This window comes from Allosphingosinicella sp. (assembly GCF_046295735.1).
Taxonomy (GTDB): Bacteria; Pseudomonadota; Alphaproteobacteria; order Sphingomonadales; family Sphingomonadaceae; genus Allosphingosinicella.
The window spans coordinates 1-13568 of record NZ_JBKBMQ010000020.1 but is presented as its reverse complement, the minus strand read 5'-3'; the positions used below and the strand labels follow the sequence as shown (position 1 = coordinate 13568).

Genomic DNA, 13568 nt, shown 5'->3' with positions numbered 1-13568 from the left:
TCGGATGCGCGCCGAAGGCAGAAGCACCATGATCGACTGATCGACCGGGACGGACGGCGATGCCGCCGACCGTCGACGCGGCTGCGCGGTGCGGTTGTCACCAACGGATCGGGAAGTCCGCGGCTCAAGGGTGCAGCACTGCGAATGCCGCTGTGGTAACGCTTTCGACCGCGTCGGCGGGAAGGCCGACCCGACCGGTTTTACCAGCTCAGGATGGGGTGTCACATGGATAGGAAGGACCATGACGTGCGCGACAATGTCGAGCGGACGCGGTTCGAGATCGACCTCGGCGACGGCAGCTTCGCCTTCGCCGACTACAACCTCCTCGCCCGGGCGATCATGTTCACTCACACCGAGGTGCCGGAGGCGCATGAGGGGAAGGGGCTCGGATCGGCGCTAATCCGCGCGGGGCTTGCGTCCGCCCGCGCGCGGGGCCTGAAGGTCATCCCGATCTGCCCCTTCTTCGCGGCCTATATGCGCAAGCACGCGGAGGAACAGGACCTTCTCGACGATGCCTGGCGGACGCGGTTCGGGCTGAAGCCGGCAGAGGGCGGCTGAGCGGCGCACGGCCTTTGGTCCGTATTGCGGCCGCAGCGGCCGGATGGGATCCAACGCGCGGGAGGCGCGATGGCGACCGGACGTCACGGGGACTGGGCCGAAAAGCTCACGCTGGCGAGCCTCGCGCTGGGCGTGCTCCATCATGTCGACCATGCCCTGCGCGTCGATCACAGCGGCTGGCCGTTCCGGCCGGACGTCACGCCCTACACCTACAGCCTGGCCGCCTATCCGCTGCTGCTGTTCGCGCTGCTCGCCGCCCGGGCGTCCGACTGGTGGCGTTTCGCGGCGGTGGCGGTCGTGGCCCTCTTCACCAATCTCGCTCACATCCTGTTCGAATCGCCCTACCACCAGTTCGCCATGTGGGCGCACAATGCCAGCGCGGATCCGGCGGCGGCCGGGACGGCCAACATGCTGGACGTCGCGTCGCCGGCCCTCGGCGTCGCCGCGGTGGTCGTCGCCATGGGGCTCAACCTGACGCTGATCGGCGCGGCCGTCGCCTTCTTCCTGCGCGCCCGCCGCCGCAGCGGCTGAGCCGCGCTGGGCGACCTCGCGGCGCTATGGATCTACGGCGCGTCGCCCGCCAGGAAGGCGTGGAGTTGGGCCACGACGGCGGCGCCCTCGCCGACGGCCGCGGCCACCCGCTTGATGGAGCCCGCGCGCGCGTCGCCGATCGCGAACACGCCCGGTATGCTCGTCTCGAGCGGGGAGGGTCGCCGCTCCAGCGGCCAGCCCGCGGCCCGCAGGTCGTCCGCGCTCAGCGCGTCACCGGTCATCACGAAGCCCAGCCGGTCGCGCGCCGCCTCGCATTCGCCCATCCAGCCCGTGTTCGGATCGGCGCCGATGAACAGGAACAGGAAGCGGGTGGGACAGGCGGTGGTCTCGCCCGTCGCCAAGTCGCGCCAGGACACGCCCGCCAGGCCCAGCCGGTCGCCCTCCAGCCCGGCGATCTCCTTGCCGGGATGAAGCTCGATATTGGGCGTCGCGGCGATGCGGTCGATCAGATATTGCGACATGGTCGCCGCGAGCGGCCGCCGCACGATCAGGTGGATGCGCGCGGCATGGCGGCTGAGGAACACCGCCGCCTGCCCGGCGGAATTGCCGCCCCCGACCAGCGCGACCTCCCGTCCCGCCACCAGCGTCGCTTCCACGGGAGAGGCCCAGTAATAGATGCCGCGGCCTTCGAAGCGCGACAGGCCCGCGACGTTCGGCCGGCGATAGGCGGCGCCGCTCGCGACGACCACGGCCCGGGTCCGCATCCGCCGGCCGTCGGCCAGTTCAAGGCTCGGCCGGCTCGTCCCGCAGCGCAGCCGGACCACCTGCGCGGGGACCGCGATCTCGGCGCCGAACTTCAGCGCCTGGACGAAGGCGCGGCCCGACAGGGCCTGGCCCGAAATCCCGGTTGGGAAGCCGAGATAATTCTCGATGCGGGCGGAGGCGCCGGCCTGGCCGCCGAAGGCGCGCGCGTCGAGGACCGCGACGGAGAGCCCTTCCGATGCGGCATAGACCGCCGCCGCCAGTCCCGCCGGTCCCGCGCCGACCACAGTCACGTCGTAGAGACGGTCGGTGTCGAGCGCGTCGAGCCGGAGCATGCGGGCGAGCGCCGCCTCGGTCGGGTTGCGGAGCACCGAGCCGTCCGGACACAGGACCAGCGGAAGGTCGTCGGGATGCGGGTCGTGGCGCGCGAAGAGGTCGGCGCCCGCGCCCCCCGCCTTCGGATCCTCCACCACGTGCGGATGGCCGTTGCGGGTGAGGAAGCCGACGAGCCGCACCATGTCGGGCAGGTCCGGCGGGCCGACGAGCATCAGGCCGCCGGCGCCGGTCTCGATCAGATTGACCCGCCGCAGGATCAGGGCGCGCATGACGAGTTCGCTCAGTTCCGCATCCGCGACCAGCAGGCGGCGCAGATCGGCGGGCGGCAGGAGCAGCGCCTCCACCTCTCCCACCGCGCGGCCGTCCACGAAGGCGGGCTTGCCGGACAGCTGTCCGACCTCCGCCAGGAACTGCCCGACGCCCTGGTTCACCACCGGGATGTCGTTGCCGAGCCCGTCCCGCCGGGTGATCGCGACTTCGCCTTTCGTCACCACGAACAGCCCGGCCCCGACCGCTCCCGCCTCGAACAGAAGCTCTCCGTCGGCATAAGCGCGCCGCTCCGCGAACGGCCGCATCCGCGCGATCTGTTCCTCGTCCAGCACGGGAAAGGCCTGATGCCCGCGGTCGGCGAAGGGGCCGTTGTTCGGCGCAGCCGCCATCGTCACCGTCCGCCGTAGGCGCCGGCGCGTCCGGCCGGCGGCCCGCCTCGGGAAAGGAACAGGGCGGGAAAGTCGACCATCTCGCACCTCCGGCAATGCGGCGCGGCTGATGCGCCGAAGGCTCAGGATAACCGATTTTGTTACAGTGTCGCGACGATTCGGCGGACGTCGGTTTGCCGCCACGGCGATGGTCGCGGGCGGCGATCAGGAGGCGGAGGAGCGCGGGCCGGCGCGCGGGTTCTCGCCGCGGCCGGCGGTGCGATACTGGGTCGGCGTCTGGCCGAGCGCGGCGCGGAACGCGGCCGTCAGGTGGCCGTGGCTGGAATAACCGGTGCGCGCCGCGATCTGCGCGATGGTCATGTTCGTATCCACCAGCAGATCGCGCGCGCGGCACAGGCGGCGCTGCGCGATATAGACCGACGGCGAAAGCCCCGTGGCCTTCCGGAACGCCCGGGCGAAATGGGACCGGCTGAACTTCGCGGCGCGCGCGAGTTCCTCCACGCTCGGCGCGTCCTCCAGCCTGTCCTCGATCGCCTTCAGCACCCGCTCCAGCACCGCCGGCGCAAGGCCGAGATGCGGCCGCGTCTCCAGCGGCTGCTCGGACGCGAGGCACAGCACCCGCAGGATCAGGGCTTCGGCGACGCCGTGGAGATAGGCGACGGCCGAGAAGCTGTCCGCGAGCAGCGCCCGGCGCAGCTCGGAAGCGAGCGCGTGGACGCCGGGGTCCGGGTCGCCCCTGGACCTCAGCGCCGGTTCGGCCGGACCCGCGCCGGTCCGCGCGCCCACCGCCGCCAGCATGTCCGCCGCAGGCGCGAGCACGATCGTCTCGGCCGGCGGGTCGGCGCTGAGGCGGACGTCGCTGCGCGGCGGCGCGTGGACGGCCGTTCCCGCCTGCAGGCGCAGTTCCTCCGCGGCGCCGCCGGCGCGGTCGATCCGGGCGCGGCCATGCGTCAGCGGGAAGAGCAGCACATGCCGGTCGAGCGTCAGCGACACCGGCGCCTGGACCGGCGTGATCAGGGCGACGTCGACCCGGGCGGAGCGCACCAGCCGGGTGGCGGCGGGAAGGCCGGGCGGCCAGTCGGCCCCGGCGGCCGCGTCGTCGGTGATGCGAAGCACGTGCCCTGCCGGCTCCCTTGCCGCCCGTTTAGAGCACGTGCCTATAAGGCTTCGCGCGATTTTGGAAGCGAAGTGCTCTTTCGGCGGCTATGTTCCGCTCCAAGAACATGCTCGGGAGAGTGAGATGCTCGCTTTTCGGGACCGCGGGGCGCGCGGCAAGGTCAACACCGGCTGGCTGGACAGCCGGCACAGCTTCTCGTTCGGCCATTATCACGATCCCAGGCATATGGGCTTCGGGGCGCTGCGGGTGATCAACGAGGACCGGGTGATCGGCGGCGCCGGCTTCGCGCCGCACGACCATGCCGACATGGAGATCCTGTCCTACGTGCTGTCCGGCGCGCTCGCGCATAAGGACAGCCTCGGTACCGGCGCCGTCATCCGGCCGGGCGAGATCCAGAGGATGAGCGCCGGGAGCGGCATCCGCCATTCCGAATTCAACGCCGATGCCGACATCCCGGTGCACTTCCTCCAGATATGGATCGTCCCGGACAGAAGCGGCCTGCCGCCCTCCTACGAGCAGAAGCGATTGCCGGTCGTCGATCGCGGCGAAAGCCGACTCGACCTGATCGCCAGCCGCGACGGATCGGACCACGCCGTCCGCATCCACCAGGATGCGCGGATCTGGCGGGCGACGCTGGCGCCGGGCGGAACGCTTAGCTTCGATGTCGTGCCCGGCCGGCGCGTCTGGGTGCAGATCGCCCTCGGGATCGCCACGCTGAACGGCGGCGAACTGCGCGCCGGCGACGGCGTCGGCATCACCGACGAAACGGAATTCGAATTGGCGAGCGAGATCGGGGCGGAACTGCTGCTGTTCGATCTCGCCTGACGGCGCGCGGGGTTCGTCCCCGCCGCCCTGTGTCGCGTTGCGTTGCTTCCCCGAAAATCCCGTCGGCGGCGAGTGCGCCGGCCCTGCTGGAGGATGAACATGCCCACCGCTTCCCCCGTGCCCGGCGCCACCCTGCTGAACCCGGGCGACCATATCCTGATCCTGATCGACCATCAGTCACAGATGGCGTTCGCCACCAAGTCGATCGACGCCGTGGCGCTGCGCAACAACACCGCCATGGTGGCCAAGGCCGCCGCCGGTTTCGGCGTGTCGACGATCCTCACCACCGTCGCGGAGAAGACCTTTTCCGGCCCGATCTTCTCGGAGATCAAGGAGGCCTTTCCGCGCGCGGAGGTGATCGACCGCACGACGATGAACACCTGGGAGGATGCCCGCATCGCCGATCGGGTGAACGCGATCGCCAAGCCGCGGCTGGTCTTCGCGGGCCTGTGGACCAGCGTCTGCATCGTCGGCCCCGTGCTGTCCGCGCTCGATCAGGGGTTCGAGGCCTATGTGATCGCCGATGCCTGCGGCGACATCAGCTCCGAGGCGCATGATCATGCGATGCAGCGCATGATCCGGGCCGGCGCCCGGCCGATGACGTCGCTGCAATACCTGCTGGAGCTGCAGCGCGACTGGGCGCGGACCGAGACCTACGATCTCACCACCGGCATCGCCAAGCAGCATGGCGGCGGCTACGGGCTCGGCATCATCTATGCCAAGGCCATGTTCGGCGCGTCGGAAGGCGCCGCCGAAGCCGACATCATCCTGACCGACACGGGTGCGGGCTCCGCCTACGCGGATTGAGGCAGCACGGCGGCGGCCCGGAAGCGGGCCGCCGGCCGGAAAGGAGGCGGGGCCGCGATGACGCTCGATCGCCGACAGTTCAACACCGGCGCCGCGGCCGCGCTCGCGCTCGCCGGTCTCGGAGGCAAGGCCATGGCTGAGACGAACGCGCCCGACCTGCTGGTGGTCGGCGCCAGGGTGACGACGCTCGACCGGGAAAATCCGGTCGCCGAGGCGGTGTTGGTGCGCGGCGGGCGCTTCGCCGCCGTGGGGCCGGAGCGAGAGGTGCGCGCAGCGGCCGGACCCGACGCGCGCATCGTCGACGCGGGCGGACGGCGGTTGATCCCCGGCCTCATCGACAGCCATATGCACATTATCCGCGGCGGCCTGAACTACGATCTGGAGCTGCGCTGGGACGGGCTCACCAGCCTTGCCGACGGCATGGCGATGCTGCGGGCGCAGGTCGCGCGCACCCCGCCGCCGCACTGGGTGCGGGTGGTCGGCGGCTTCAGCGAGCATCAGTTCGGCGAGCGCCGTCTGCCCGGCCTCGACGAGCTCAACCGGATCGCGCCGGACACGCCCGTCTACATCATGCACCTCTACGACCGCGCGCTGCTGAACCGCGCCGCGTTGCGCGCGATCGGCTTCACCCGCGACACCCGGACCGCGCCTGGCACCCACATGGAGCGGGACGCGAACGGCGATCCGACCGGTCTGCTGATCGCCCGGCCGAACGCGCAAATCCTCTATTCGACGCTCGCGATGGGACCCAGGCTGGAGCCGGAGACCCAGAAACTGTCCACCCGCCGCTTCATGCGCGAGCTCAACCGGCTCGGCGTCACCGGCGTGATCGACGCCGGCGGCGGCAACCAGAATTATCCCGACGATTACCGCATCATCGAGGAGCTGGAACGCGAGGACGCGCTCACCGTCCGCATCGCCTACAATCTGTTCACCCAGCGCCCCGGGCGCGAGCTCGAAGATTATCAAAACTGGGCGCGGCAGGTGCGGCCCGGCCAGGGCTCGGACACCTACCGCCACAACGGAGCGGGCGAGATGCTGGTCTTCTCCGCCGCGGATTTCGAAGACTTCCGCGAGCCGCGCCCCGACATGCCCGCGAACATGGAAGGCGATCTCGAAGGCGTCGTGCGCTTCCTTGCGGAGCAACGCTGGCCCTGGCGGCTCCACGCCACCTATGACGAGACGATCAGCCGCGCGCTCGACGTGTTCGAGAAGGTGAACCGGGAGGTCCCGTTCGACGGCCTCCACTTCATCATCGACCATGCCGAGACCATCTCGGACCGCAATATCGACCGGGTCGCGGCACTCGGCGGCGGCATAGCCGTCCAGCACCGCATGGCCTATCAGGGCGAATATTTCATCCAGCGTTATGGCGAGCGCGCCGCCGAGGCGACGCCGCCGGTTGCGAAGATCCTGCGCGCGGGCGTGCCGATCGCGGCCGGGACGGATGCTACCCGGGTCGCCTCCTACAATCCCTGGGTGTCGCTCCACTGGCTGGTCACCGGCAAGACCTTCGCCGGCACCCGTCTCTATCCGCGCGCCAACACGCTCGACCGCGAGACGGCGCTGCGGCTGTGGACGGAAAAGGCGACCTGGTTCTCGACCGAGGAGGGGAAGAAGGGCCAGATCAAAGTGGGCCAGCTCGCCGACTTCCTGCTGACCAGCGCCGACTATCTTTCGGTGCCGGAGGACGAGATCAAGCACCTCTCCTCCGTCCTGACGGTGCTGGGCGGCCGCGTCGTCCACGCCGCCGACGCTTTTTCGGACCTGTCGCCGCCCGACATCCCTTATGCCGCCGACTGGCTGCCCACCCGCCATTTCGGCGGTTATCAGGACCGGCCCGAAGGGCAGGCCTCGCATGCGCCGGTCATGCCCGCCGCGACGCGTCAGGCCGGCTGCTGCGAGTCGGCCTGCGGCGTCCACGGCCATGGCCATGCGCGGGCGCTTGCCGCGCCGGTGCGATCGAACGACCTGCGCGCCTTCTGGGGCGCGCTTGGTTGCTCCTGCTTCGCCTGAACGGCCGTGGCGACCACCGTCTCACCAGCGCCCGTCGCCGAGGTCTCCGCCTGGGCGCCGCTCAGAACGCGAGTCTTCGCCGTCCTTTGGGGTGCGACTTTGGTCGGCAGCATCGGCACCTGGATGCGCGACGTCGGCGCGGGCTGGCTGATGACCAGCCTGTCGCCCTCGCCGCTGATGGTGGCGGCGGTGCAGGCGGCGGCGATGCTCCCGGTCTTCCTGTTCGCGCTGCCGGCCGGCGCGCTCGCCGACCTGGTCGACCGGCGGCGGCTGCTGATCGTCGCGCAGGCGGGGCTGCTCGTGCTGGCGCTCAGCATGGCGGTCCTGACCCAGTCCGGCGCGATGACTCCGGCCTTGCTGCTCGGAGCCGTCCTGCTCGGCGGCATCGGCGCCGCGCTCACCGGTCCGGCCTGGCAGGCGAGCGTCCCCGAGCTTGTCGAGCGGCCGCAGCTCAGGGCCGCGATCGCGCTCAACGCCATGGGCGTCAACATCGCCCGGGCGATCGGCCCCGCGATCGGCGGGGCGCTGGTCGCCGGCTTTGGCGTCGCCGCCGCGTTCTACGCCGATGCCGCCTCCTATCTGTTCGTCATCGCCGCCTTGCTCTGGTGGCGGCGGACCCCGATCGCCAATCACCTCCCCCGGGAGCATCTCGTCGGCGCGACGGTCGCCGGCTGGCGCTATGCCCGCGGCAGCGCGGACCTGCGGCGGGTGCTGCTGCGCGCGGCCGCCTTCTTCCTGTTCGCGAGCGCCACCTGGGCGCTGCTGCCGCTGATCGCCCGCGAGCGGCTTGCCGGCGGCGCGGAGCTGTACGGGCTCCTGCTGACCGCGATCGGCGCCGGCGCGGTGGCGGGCGCCATCGCGATGCCGCGCCTCAAGCGGCTGCTGCCGCCCGAGCGCATGCTGCTGACCGGCGCGCTGCTGATCGCGGCGGCCGCGGCGTCGCTGGCGATTGGGCCGCCGCGTCCCGCCGCGCTCGCGCTCGCCGCTTTGTTCGGCGCCGCCTGGATCGGCGTTCTCACCACTTTGAATGTCGCCGCCCAGGCGGTGCTGCCGAACTGGGTGCGGGCGCGCGGCCTGTCCGTCTACATGACGACCTTCTTTGGATCGATGGCCGCCGGCAGCCTGCTCTGGGGCCAGGTGGCGAGCACGACCTCGATCGGCACCGCGCTGCTCGCGGCGGCGGGCGGAGGAGCGGCGGCCGCGCTGCTGATGCGCGCCCGGCCGCTGCCGCTTGGAGAGGCGGACCTCAGCCCGTCCGGCCACTGGCCGGAGCCGAGCCTCGCCGCGCCCGCCGCCGACGATCACGGGCCGGTGATGGTCACCATCGACTATCGGGTCGATCCCGCCGACGCGGAGGGCTTCCGGGCCGCGATGCAGGCGCTCGGCCGCACCCGCCGCCGCGACGGCGCCTATGTGTGGGGCGTCTTCCAGGACGCGGCCGATCCGTGGCGGCAGGTCGAATATTTCCTGGTCGAAAGCTGGGCGGAGCATCTGCGCCAGCACGGCCGCGTCACCAGGGCCGACGCGGCGCTGCAAGCGGCGGCCCGGCAATTCCACCGCGGGCCCGACGCGCCGAAGGTCTCGCATCTGCTCGCAAGCGATCGGCGGGCGGCCGGACGTGCCGGAGCACGATCCCGCGCACCGGGACATCTGAAGGGAGGAACGGCGATGCGGTTCGGACGGGAACGGGTAAAGATCGCCGCCGGCTTCGTGCTGGCCTTCGCGATCGGCGCCTTCTGCCGCTGGGCGGGCGTTCCGGTGCCGGCGCCGCCCGCCCTGGTGGGCGCGCTGCTCGTGCTGGCGATGACGACCGGCTACATTCTCGCCGACCGGCTGCTCGCGCCGCCTCCGCGGCACTTGCCCCGGTCTGGCGGCCCCAGCGGAACAGTCCCGAGCAGCGGAGAAAAAGCATGACCGCCGCCGCGCTCGGCCTGCTCCTCGGCCTCGCGATCGGTGCCGCCTGCCGCTGGCTCGACCTTCCGCTGCCGGCGCCGCCGAAGCTGGTCGGTGCGCTGCTCGTCGTGATGATGACGACGGGATTTCTTGCCGCCGACGCCCTTATACTGTTTGGCTCCGGGCGCTAGGCCGCTCACTCGCCCAATCGAACCGAAACGCCGAGCGCTCCAGGGCGTGATCGCTTCGCCCCTCGCGGTGACAAGCCCTAGAAGGCGCGTACGATCCCGAACTCGGTGGCCAGACGCTTGTAATCGTAGATGCCGACGGTGGAAGCGTTGCGCTCGTAGGTGACGCGGACCGTCGGCGCGAAGCCGTCCACCCGGAACTGGCGGAGCGTCGCCCCGGCCCGCGCGGTGAACAGCCATTCCTTGCGCCGTTCGGGAAACAGGAACAGCCGCGCGTCGCCCTCGGTGCGGCGCAGGCCGGCGGAGGCGAACAGGGTAGTGCCCCCCAGCTCACGCCATCCGGTCAACGTGGCGCCGCCGCCCGCGGTGGCATAGCCCGGATCGCGCGCCGTCTGGCGGGTGGCGGACAGCGTCAGCGACCCGCCCGAACGCGCGTCGAGCGCCCGTTCGACCGCGACGTTGAGGTCATAGATCGCGCCGTCCTGCAGGTCGTTCTGGAGATAGTCGGCCTTGCCCGCGCTCCCGCTCACCACGATTTGCGTGCGCGGGCCGGCGAGGTAGAGCCAGTCGAGCGCCAGCGTCGAGGTGCGGGCATAGGGCCGGCGCCCGAACCAGCGGCGCGTTTCCCCCACCGATCCGCTGATCCGGCTGCGGGACCTGCGCCATTCCAGCCCGATCAGCGCCGATCCTGAGATGTCCTCATAAGCGCGGGCGCGGTAGAGATTCGCGACCCCGGCCACCCGCGGCACCAGCGAGACCGTCTCCGACAGCGGAAGCCGCGCAAAGGCTTCGGCCGACGGCTTGAAGCCGATGCCGGACTGCGCCCGGGCATCCTCGGACAGGACCAGCGGGGCGATGATCGTGTCGAGCGTCCGGGCATCGGTCGCGCGGTTGATGTTGCTGTCCGGCGCCAGCGCGAAGCCGACCGAGCCGCCCAGCCGCCGCGGCGAGCGGATCGCGCGGGCGAACTGGCTGATCGTGTGCGCCACTTCCGGCGGCAGTCCGGTCGCCTGGGCCTGCCGCAGCTCCCTGCGGGCCGCGGCCTCGTCGCCCAGGGCGGCGTGCATCCGGGCGAGTTCCAGCCGGACGCGCGCGGCCTCCGGCTTTTCGTCCAGGATGGCGCGGAATTCGGCCGCCGCCTCCGCGAAGCGGCGAAGTTCGGCCAGCGTCATGCCCTTGCGGAACCGCGCCTCCGCGCGGACGTCGGGATCCGGGTCGCGGCTCAACGCGTCGTAGATGGCGAAGGCATCCTCGACCCGCCCGTCCCGCAGCGCCTCGCCCGCCAGATCGAACAGGTCGGCCGCGCTCAGCCGCTCGAGCGTGGTCTGCGCCGCCGCCGCCCCGGTGGATGCGGGCAGGACGGCGCAAGCCGCGCCCGCCGCCGCCAGCGCGAGGCGGGCGCATCGACCCTGACGGCGGATCATTCGCCGCGTTTCGCCGCCGTCGCGCCGACGATGCTGGTGCCCGCGCCGGGATTGCCGTCCTGGACGCGCATTATGAAGGTGCCGCCGATCTCCTCCCCGTCCGGGCCGAAGAAGGAGGTGATCAGCTCGCCCGACCGGAGGCCGTTGCGCGAGAGCTGGGTCAGGGTCCGCACCCCCGTCGTCGACAGCCCGCCCGAGAAATCGTAAGCGCCGAAATCCACGTTCCCGAAGCCGTTGGTAGATTCGCCCCGAAGCGCGAGCGCACCGGAGAGGCTCTGCCTGCCGAAGTCGACGTCGAAGCGGGAGGTCCCCGAAACGTCGTAGCGGGCGCCGGTCCCGGTGTTGGCGCCCGCCCCGTAGACGACGCCGTCGTATCTGGCGCTTCCCGTCCTCGCGCTGAGCAGGTTCTGCGGCGTCTCGAGCCCGTAGGTGAAGAAGTTGTACTGATCGCGGGTGCTGATGCCCGACGTCGAGGAACTGCTCCAGCGGCCGAAGGTCATATAGGTGAGCGCGAGCTCGCTGTTCCCCTCGCCTCGCCGATAGAGTTCCAGCCGACCCTTCTGGTCGTTGGCTTCCCGGTTGTAAGCGATGAAGTTGGGATTCGCGCTCGGCACGCTATCGGCGTCGGTGAAATCTCCGCCTATTCCGGTCGTGCGGCCGGGAAAATACTGGATGGTGCCGCCCGTCAGATCACGGATCTGGGTCGTGGCCCAGTTCGCCATCGCATGGTTTCGGCTTGCGTCCTCGAAGCTGTTCACGAGGAGCGTCGCCTCGTCGACGAAGAAAGACTGAGGTGTCACCATGTTGGTGAGGGTGAAGTTCACCGGGCTGTTGTTCGCCCGCTGGCCGGTCATCGCGCCGGTGACGGTCGCGCCATCGGCATTGGAGCCGCTGAAGCCCGCGCCGAGCTCCTCGGCCTGCGGGCCGTAGAACCGGCCAGACATCGTCCCTCCGACATGTCCGTGGGCACCGTTATAGGCGATGCGTCCGTGGAACGTGTCGCTGGAGGAGAGCCGGCCCGCCCCGACCAGATATATGCTGCCTCCGGAGATCCCCGATCCGGAAAGGAGTTCCCACTCCTCGAGGAGGGTGTTGGTTGAGAATATGCCGGCAAGGAAGTCGATGTCGAACCGGCCGGCGCCCTGGAAGACGCGGGGTTCGCGGCCCGGCGTGGCGGACACCCCGAACACGTCGATGCCGAAGCTGGCCATTCCCGTTTTCGGGACCGCCGCCGCCGGCGTCTCGAGGCCGAAGGCGAAGGCGTCGAATAGCGTGTGCTGCCGGTCACCCGTCACGGCGTTGCGCTGCCAATAGCCCAGCGCGACATAACGGTTTGAAATTCTCACACCGTAATAAGGGGCCGTGACCAGAGTCAGGATGTCGCCGGAGCCACCGGTCACCTTCCGGTAGCGAGTCTCGCCTTCGATGGCGCGCGGAAGCGCGTCCGAAGGCGCGAAGGTCGCGGCGCGTCCGGGCGCGGACACGCTATAGCTTTGCGTCGCGGCGTCGTAGGCGATGGTGAGCGGACCCGGCACGGTCCTGCCGTCGGCCGTGGTTCCGGACGACAGGTTGAAATTGAGCTCCGCGGAAGCCGAATCGGTCTCGAAGGTCTGGCTCCGGCGCAACTCCGTGATCGTCTCATTGGACGGCGGCGGAGGAGGGGGCGGCGGCGGCGGGGGCGGAGGAGCCGGCGGTGCGGGCGGAGGCGCGGGGATCGGGGCCACGCCTCCGCCCCCGCCGCCGCCACAGCCGCCAAGAAGGGTCGCCGCTCCCGCGAGCAGCACCAGACAGATCGTACGCGAGACAGGCCCCCTTTGAATTCCGGGGGTTAACCTAGCGTCCGCGTGTCCGGGATCAAGGAATAAAGCACGCTTGCGGACGGTGGCGAAGACTTCCTCCGCCGGACGCGCCGCTCACCGCCCCGGGCTTTCGCGCCGGTGCGGCGGGCGGTTTGCCATGGCCCTCGACGTGCGAGGAGCGGTCCGGTGTGTGTCGCCCGAGTCAGACGCAGGAGCGCACCATTTCCCGCAGCGTGTTTTCCTCGAAGACGCCGTTCACCCCCACATAGCGGGCGCCGTTCGCGTCCTTGATCGCGACGGAGGCGGTCTGCTGCGCGCCGGTCTGCGGCGGGTTGGTGGCGATCGTGGTGAAGCGCGGCTCGACCAGCGCGATATAGGTGACGCCGTCCACCTGCGACACGCCCGGCGTTCCCCACCGCGCCATGCGCTGGCCGATGCAGGTCCGGATGTCGTCGACCGCGTTCGCCGATTTGAAGGCGAGCCTGGGCGGCTGCTGCGTGAAGGAAGTGTTGGCGGTGGCGCAACCGCCCAATGCCACAACGGCGGTCAGTAGAACGAGCTTCTTCATCTCACTAGGCCTCGTGGACAAAGGGTAGCCAGAGTTTGACGGAGGCGATGGTGACGAAGCCCAGATATGACTCTCGCGTCTTGTCGTAGCGGGTGGCAATGCGCCGCCAGTTCTTGAGTTTGTT

General features: G+C 70.6%; 12 protein-coding genes. 7 read left to right on the top strand and 5 right to left on the bottom strand.

The features are described 5' to 3' along the window. Positions 1–225 precede the first annotated feature (225 nt). Positions 226–558, top strand: coding sequence for a GNAT family N-acetyltransferase (locus ACK4K7_RS15520; protein WP_431867391.1), 333 nt, complete (start codon positions 226–228; stop codon positions 556–558). Between the two features lie 69 nt (positions 559–627). Beyond that, positions 628–1089 (top strand): hypothetical protein, encoded by a 462-nt coding sequence (locus tag ACK4K7_RS15515; protein WP_431867390.1) that lies wholly within the window; start codon positions 628–630, stop codon positions 1087–1089. A gap of 32 nt (positions 1090–1121) precedes the next feature. Here ACK4K7_RS15515 and ACK4K7_RS15510 read toward each other — a convergent pair whose 3' ends face one another. Together ACK4K7_RS15510 and ACK4K7_RS15505 are read right to left on the bottom strand one after the other, a co-directional pair. Beyond that, positions 1122–2807, bottom strand: a complete 1686-nt coding sequence (locus ACK4K7_RS15510; protein WP_431867388.1) for an FAD-dependent oxidoreductase — start codon at positions 2805–2807, stop codon at positions 1122–1124. A gap of 204 nt (positions 2808–3011) precedes the next feature. Beyond that, positions 3012–3923, bottom strand: coding sequence for a helix-turn-helix transcriptional regulator (locus ACK4K7_RS15505; protein ID WP_431867387.1), 912 nt, complete (start codon positions 3921–3923; stop codon positions 3012–3014). Between the two features lie 124 nt (positions 3924–4047). Here ACK4K7_RS15505 and ACK4K7_RS15500 point away from each other — a divergent pair, with 124 nt between their 5' ends. The 5 genes from ACK4K7_RS15500 (at position 4048) to ACK4K7_RS15480 (ending at position 9656) form a co-directional block, all read left to right on the top strand. Further along, the gene (locus tag ACK4K7_RS15500) at positions 4048–4749 is read left to right on the top strand and encodes a pirin family protein (RefSeq protein ID WP_431867385.1); all 702 of its coding nucleotides are present in this window, start codon (positions 4048–4050) and stop codon (positions 4747–4749) included. 99 nt (positions 4750–4848) lie between these two features. Then, positions 4849–5556 (top strand): hydrolase, encoded by a 708-nt coding sequence (locus ACK4K7_RS15495; RefSeq protein WP_431867384.1) that lies wholly within the window; start codon positions 4849–4851, stop codon positions 5554–5556. A 57-nt stretch (positions 5557–5613) separates the two neighbouring features. Further along, on the top strand, positions 5614–7572 hold the full coding sequence (locus ACK4K7_RS15490; protein ID WP_431867382.1) for an amidohydrolase: 1959 nt from the start codon (positions 5614–5616) through the stop codon (positions 7570–7572). Between the two features lie 6 nt (positions 7573–7578). Then, positions 7579–9486 (top strand): MFS transporter, encoded by a 1908-nt coding sequence (locus ACK4K7_RS15485; RefSeq protein WP_431867381.1) that lies wholly within the window; start codon positions 7579–7581, stop codon positions 9484–9486. After that, positions 9483–9656, top strand: coding sequence for a DUF1427 family protein (locus ACK4K7_RS15480; RefSeq protein WP_431867380.1), 174 nt, complete (start codon positions 9483–9485; stop codon positions 9654–9656). Before ACK4K7_RS15485 ends, ACK4K7_RS15480 begins: the two co-directional genes overlap by 4 nt. A 77-nt stretch (positions 9657–9733) precedes the next feature. On the opposite strand, the gene ACK4K7_RS15475 is transcribed toward ACK4K7_RS15480, so the two are convergent. The 3 genes from ACK4K7_RS15475 to ACK4K7_RS15465 form a co-directional block, all read right to left on the bottom strand. Then, on the bottom strand, positions 9734–11077 hold the full coding sequence (locus ACK4K7_RS15475) for a surface lipoprotein assembly modifier (RefSeq protein WP_431867378.1): 1344 nt from the start codon (positions 11075–11077) through the stop codon (positions 9734–9736). After that, complete coding sequence (locus ACK4K7_RS15470) at positions 11074–12702, bottom strand: transferrin-binding protein-like solute binding protein (RefSeq protein WP_431867376.1); 1629 nt, start codon at positions 12700–12702, stop codon at positions 11074–11076. The genes ACK4K7_RS15475 and ACK4K7_RS15470 overlap by 4 nt, the downstream gene beginning before the upstream one ends. 376 nt (positions 12703–13078) lie before the next feature. Continuing rightward, positions 13079–13444 carry a hypothetical protein gene (locus ACK4K7_RS15465; RefSeq protein WP_431867374.1) on the bottom strand — a complete coding sequence of 122 codons (366 nt, stop codon included), beginning with the start codon at positions 13442–13444 and terminating at the stop codon, positions 13079–13081. Between the last annotated feature and the right edge of the window lie 124 nt (positions 13445–13568).

Bases quoted from the DNA above. Each gene is read 5' to 3' on its own strand.
- ACK4K7_RS15495 (WP_431867384.1), top strand. From the start codon at position 4,849: ATGCCCACCGCTTCCCCCGTGCCCGGCGCCACCCTGCTGAACCCGGGC.
- ACK4K7_RS15515 (WP_431867390.1), top strand. From the start codon at position 628: ATGGCGACCGGACGTCACGGGGACTGGGCCGAAAAGCTCACGCTGGCG.
- ACK4K7_RS15465 (WP_431867374.1), bottom strand. From the start codon at position 13,444: ATGAAGAAGCTCGTTCTACTGACCGCCGTTGTGGCATTGGGCGGTTGC.
- ACK4K7_RS15520 (WP_431867391.1), top strand. From the start codon at position 226: ATGGATAGGAAGGACCATGACGTGCGCGACAATGTCGAGCGGACGCGG.
- ACK4K7_RS15475 (WP_431867378.1), bottom strand. From the start codon at position 11,077: ATGATCCGCCGTCAGGGTCGATGCGCCCGCCTCGCGCTGGCGGCGGCG.
- ACK4K7_RS15500 (WP_431867385.1), top strand. From the start codon at position 4,048: ATGCTCGCTTTTCGGGACCGCGGGGCGCGCGGCAAGGTCAACACCGGC.
- ACK4K7_RS15480 (WP_431867380.1), top strand. From the start codon at position 9,483: ATGACCGCCGCCGCGCTCGGCCTGCTCCTCGGCCTCGCGATCGGTGCC.
- ACK4K7_RS15490 (WP_431867382.1), top strand. From the start codon at position 5,614: ATGACGCTCGATCGCCGACAGTTCAACACCGGCGCCGCGGCCGCGCTC.
- ACK4K7_RS15510 (WP_431867388.1), bottom strand. From the start codon at position 2,807: ATGGCGGCTGCGCCGAACAACGGCCCCTTCGCCGACCGCGGGCATCAG.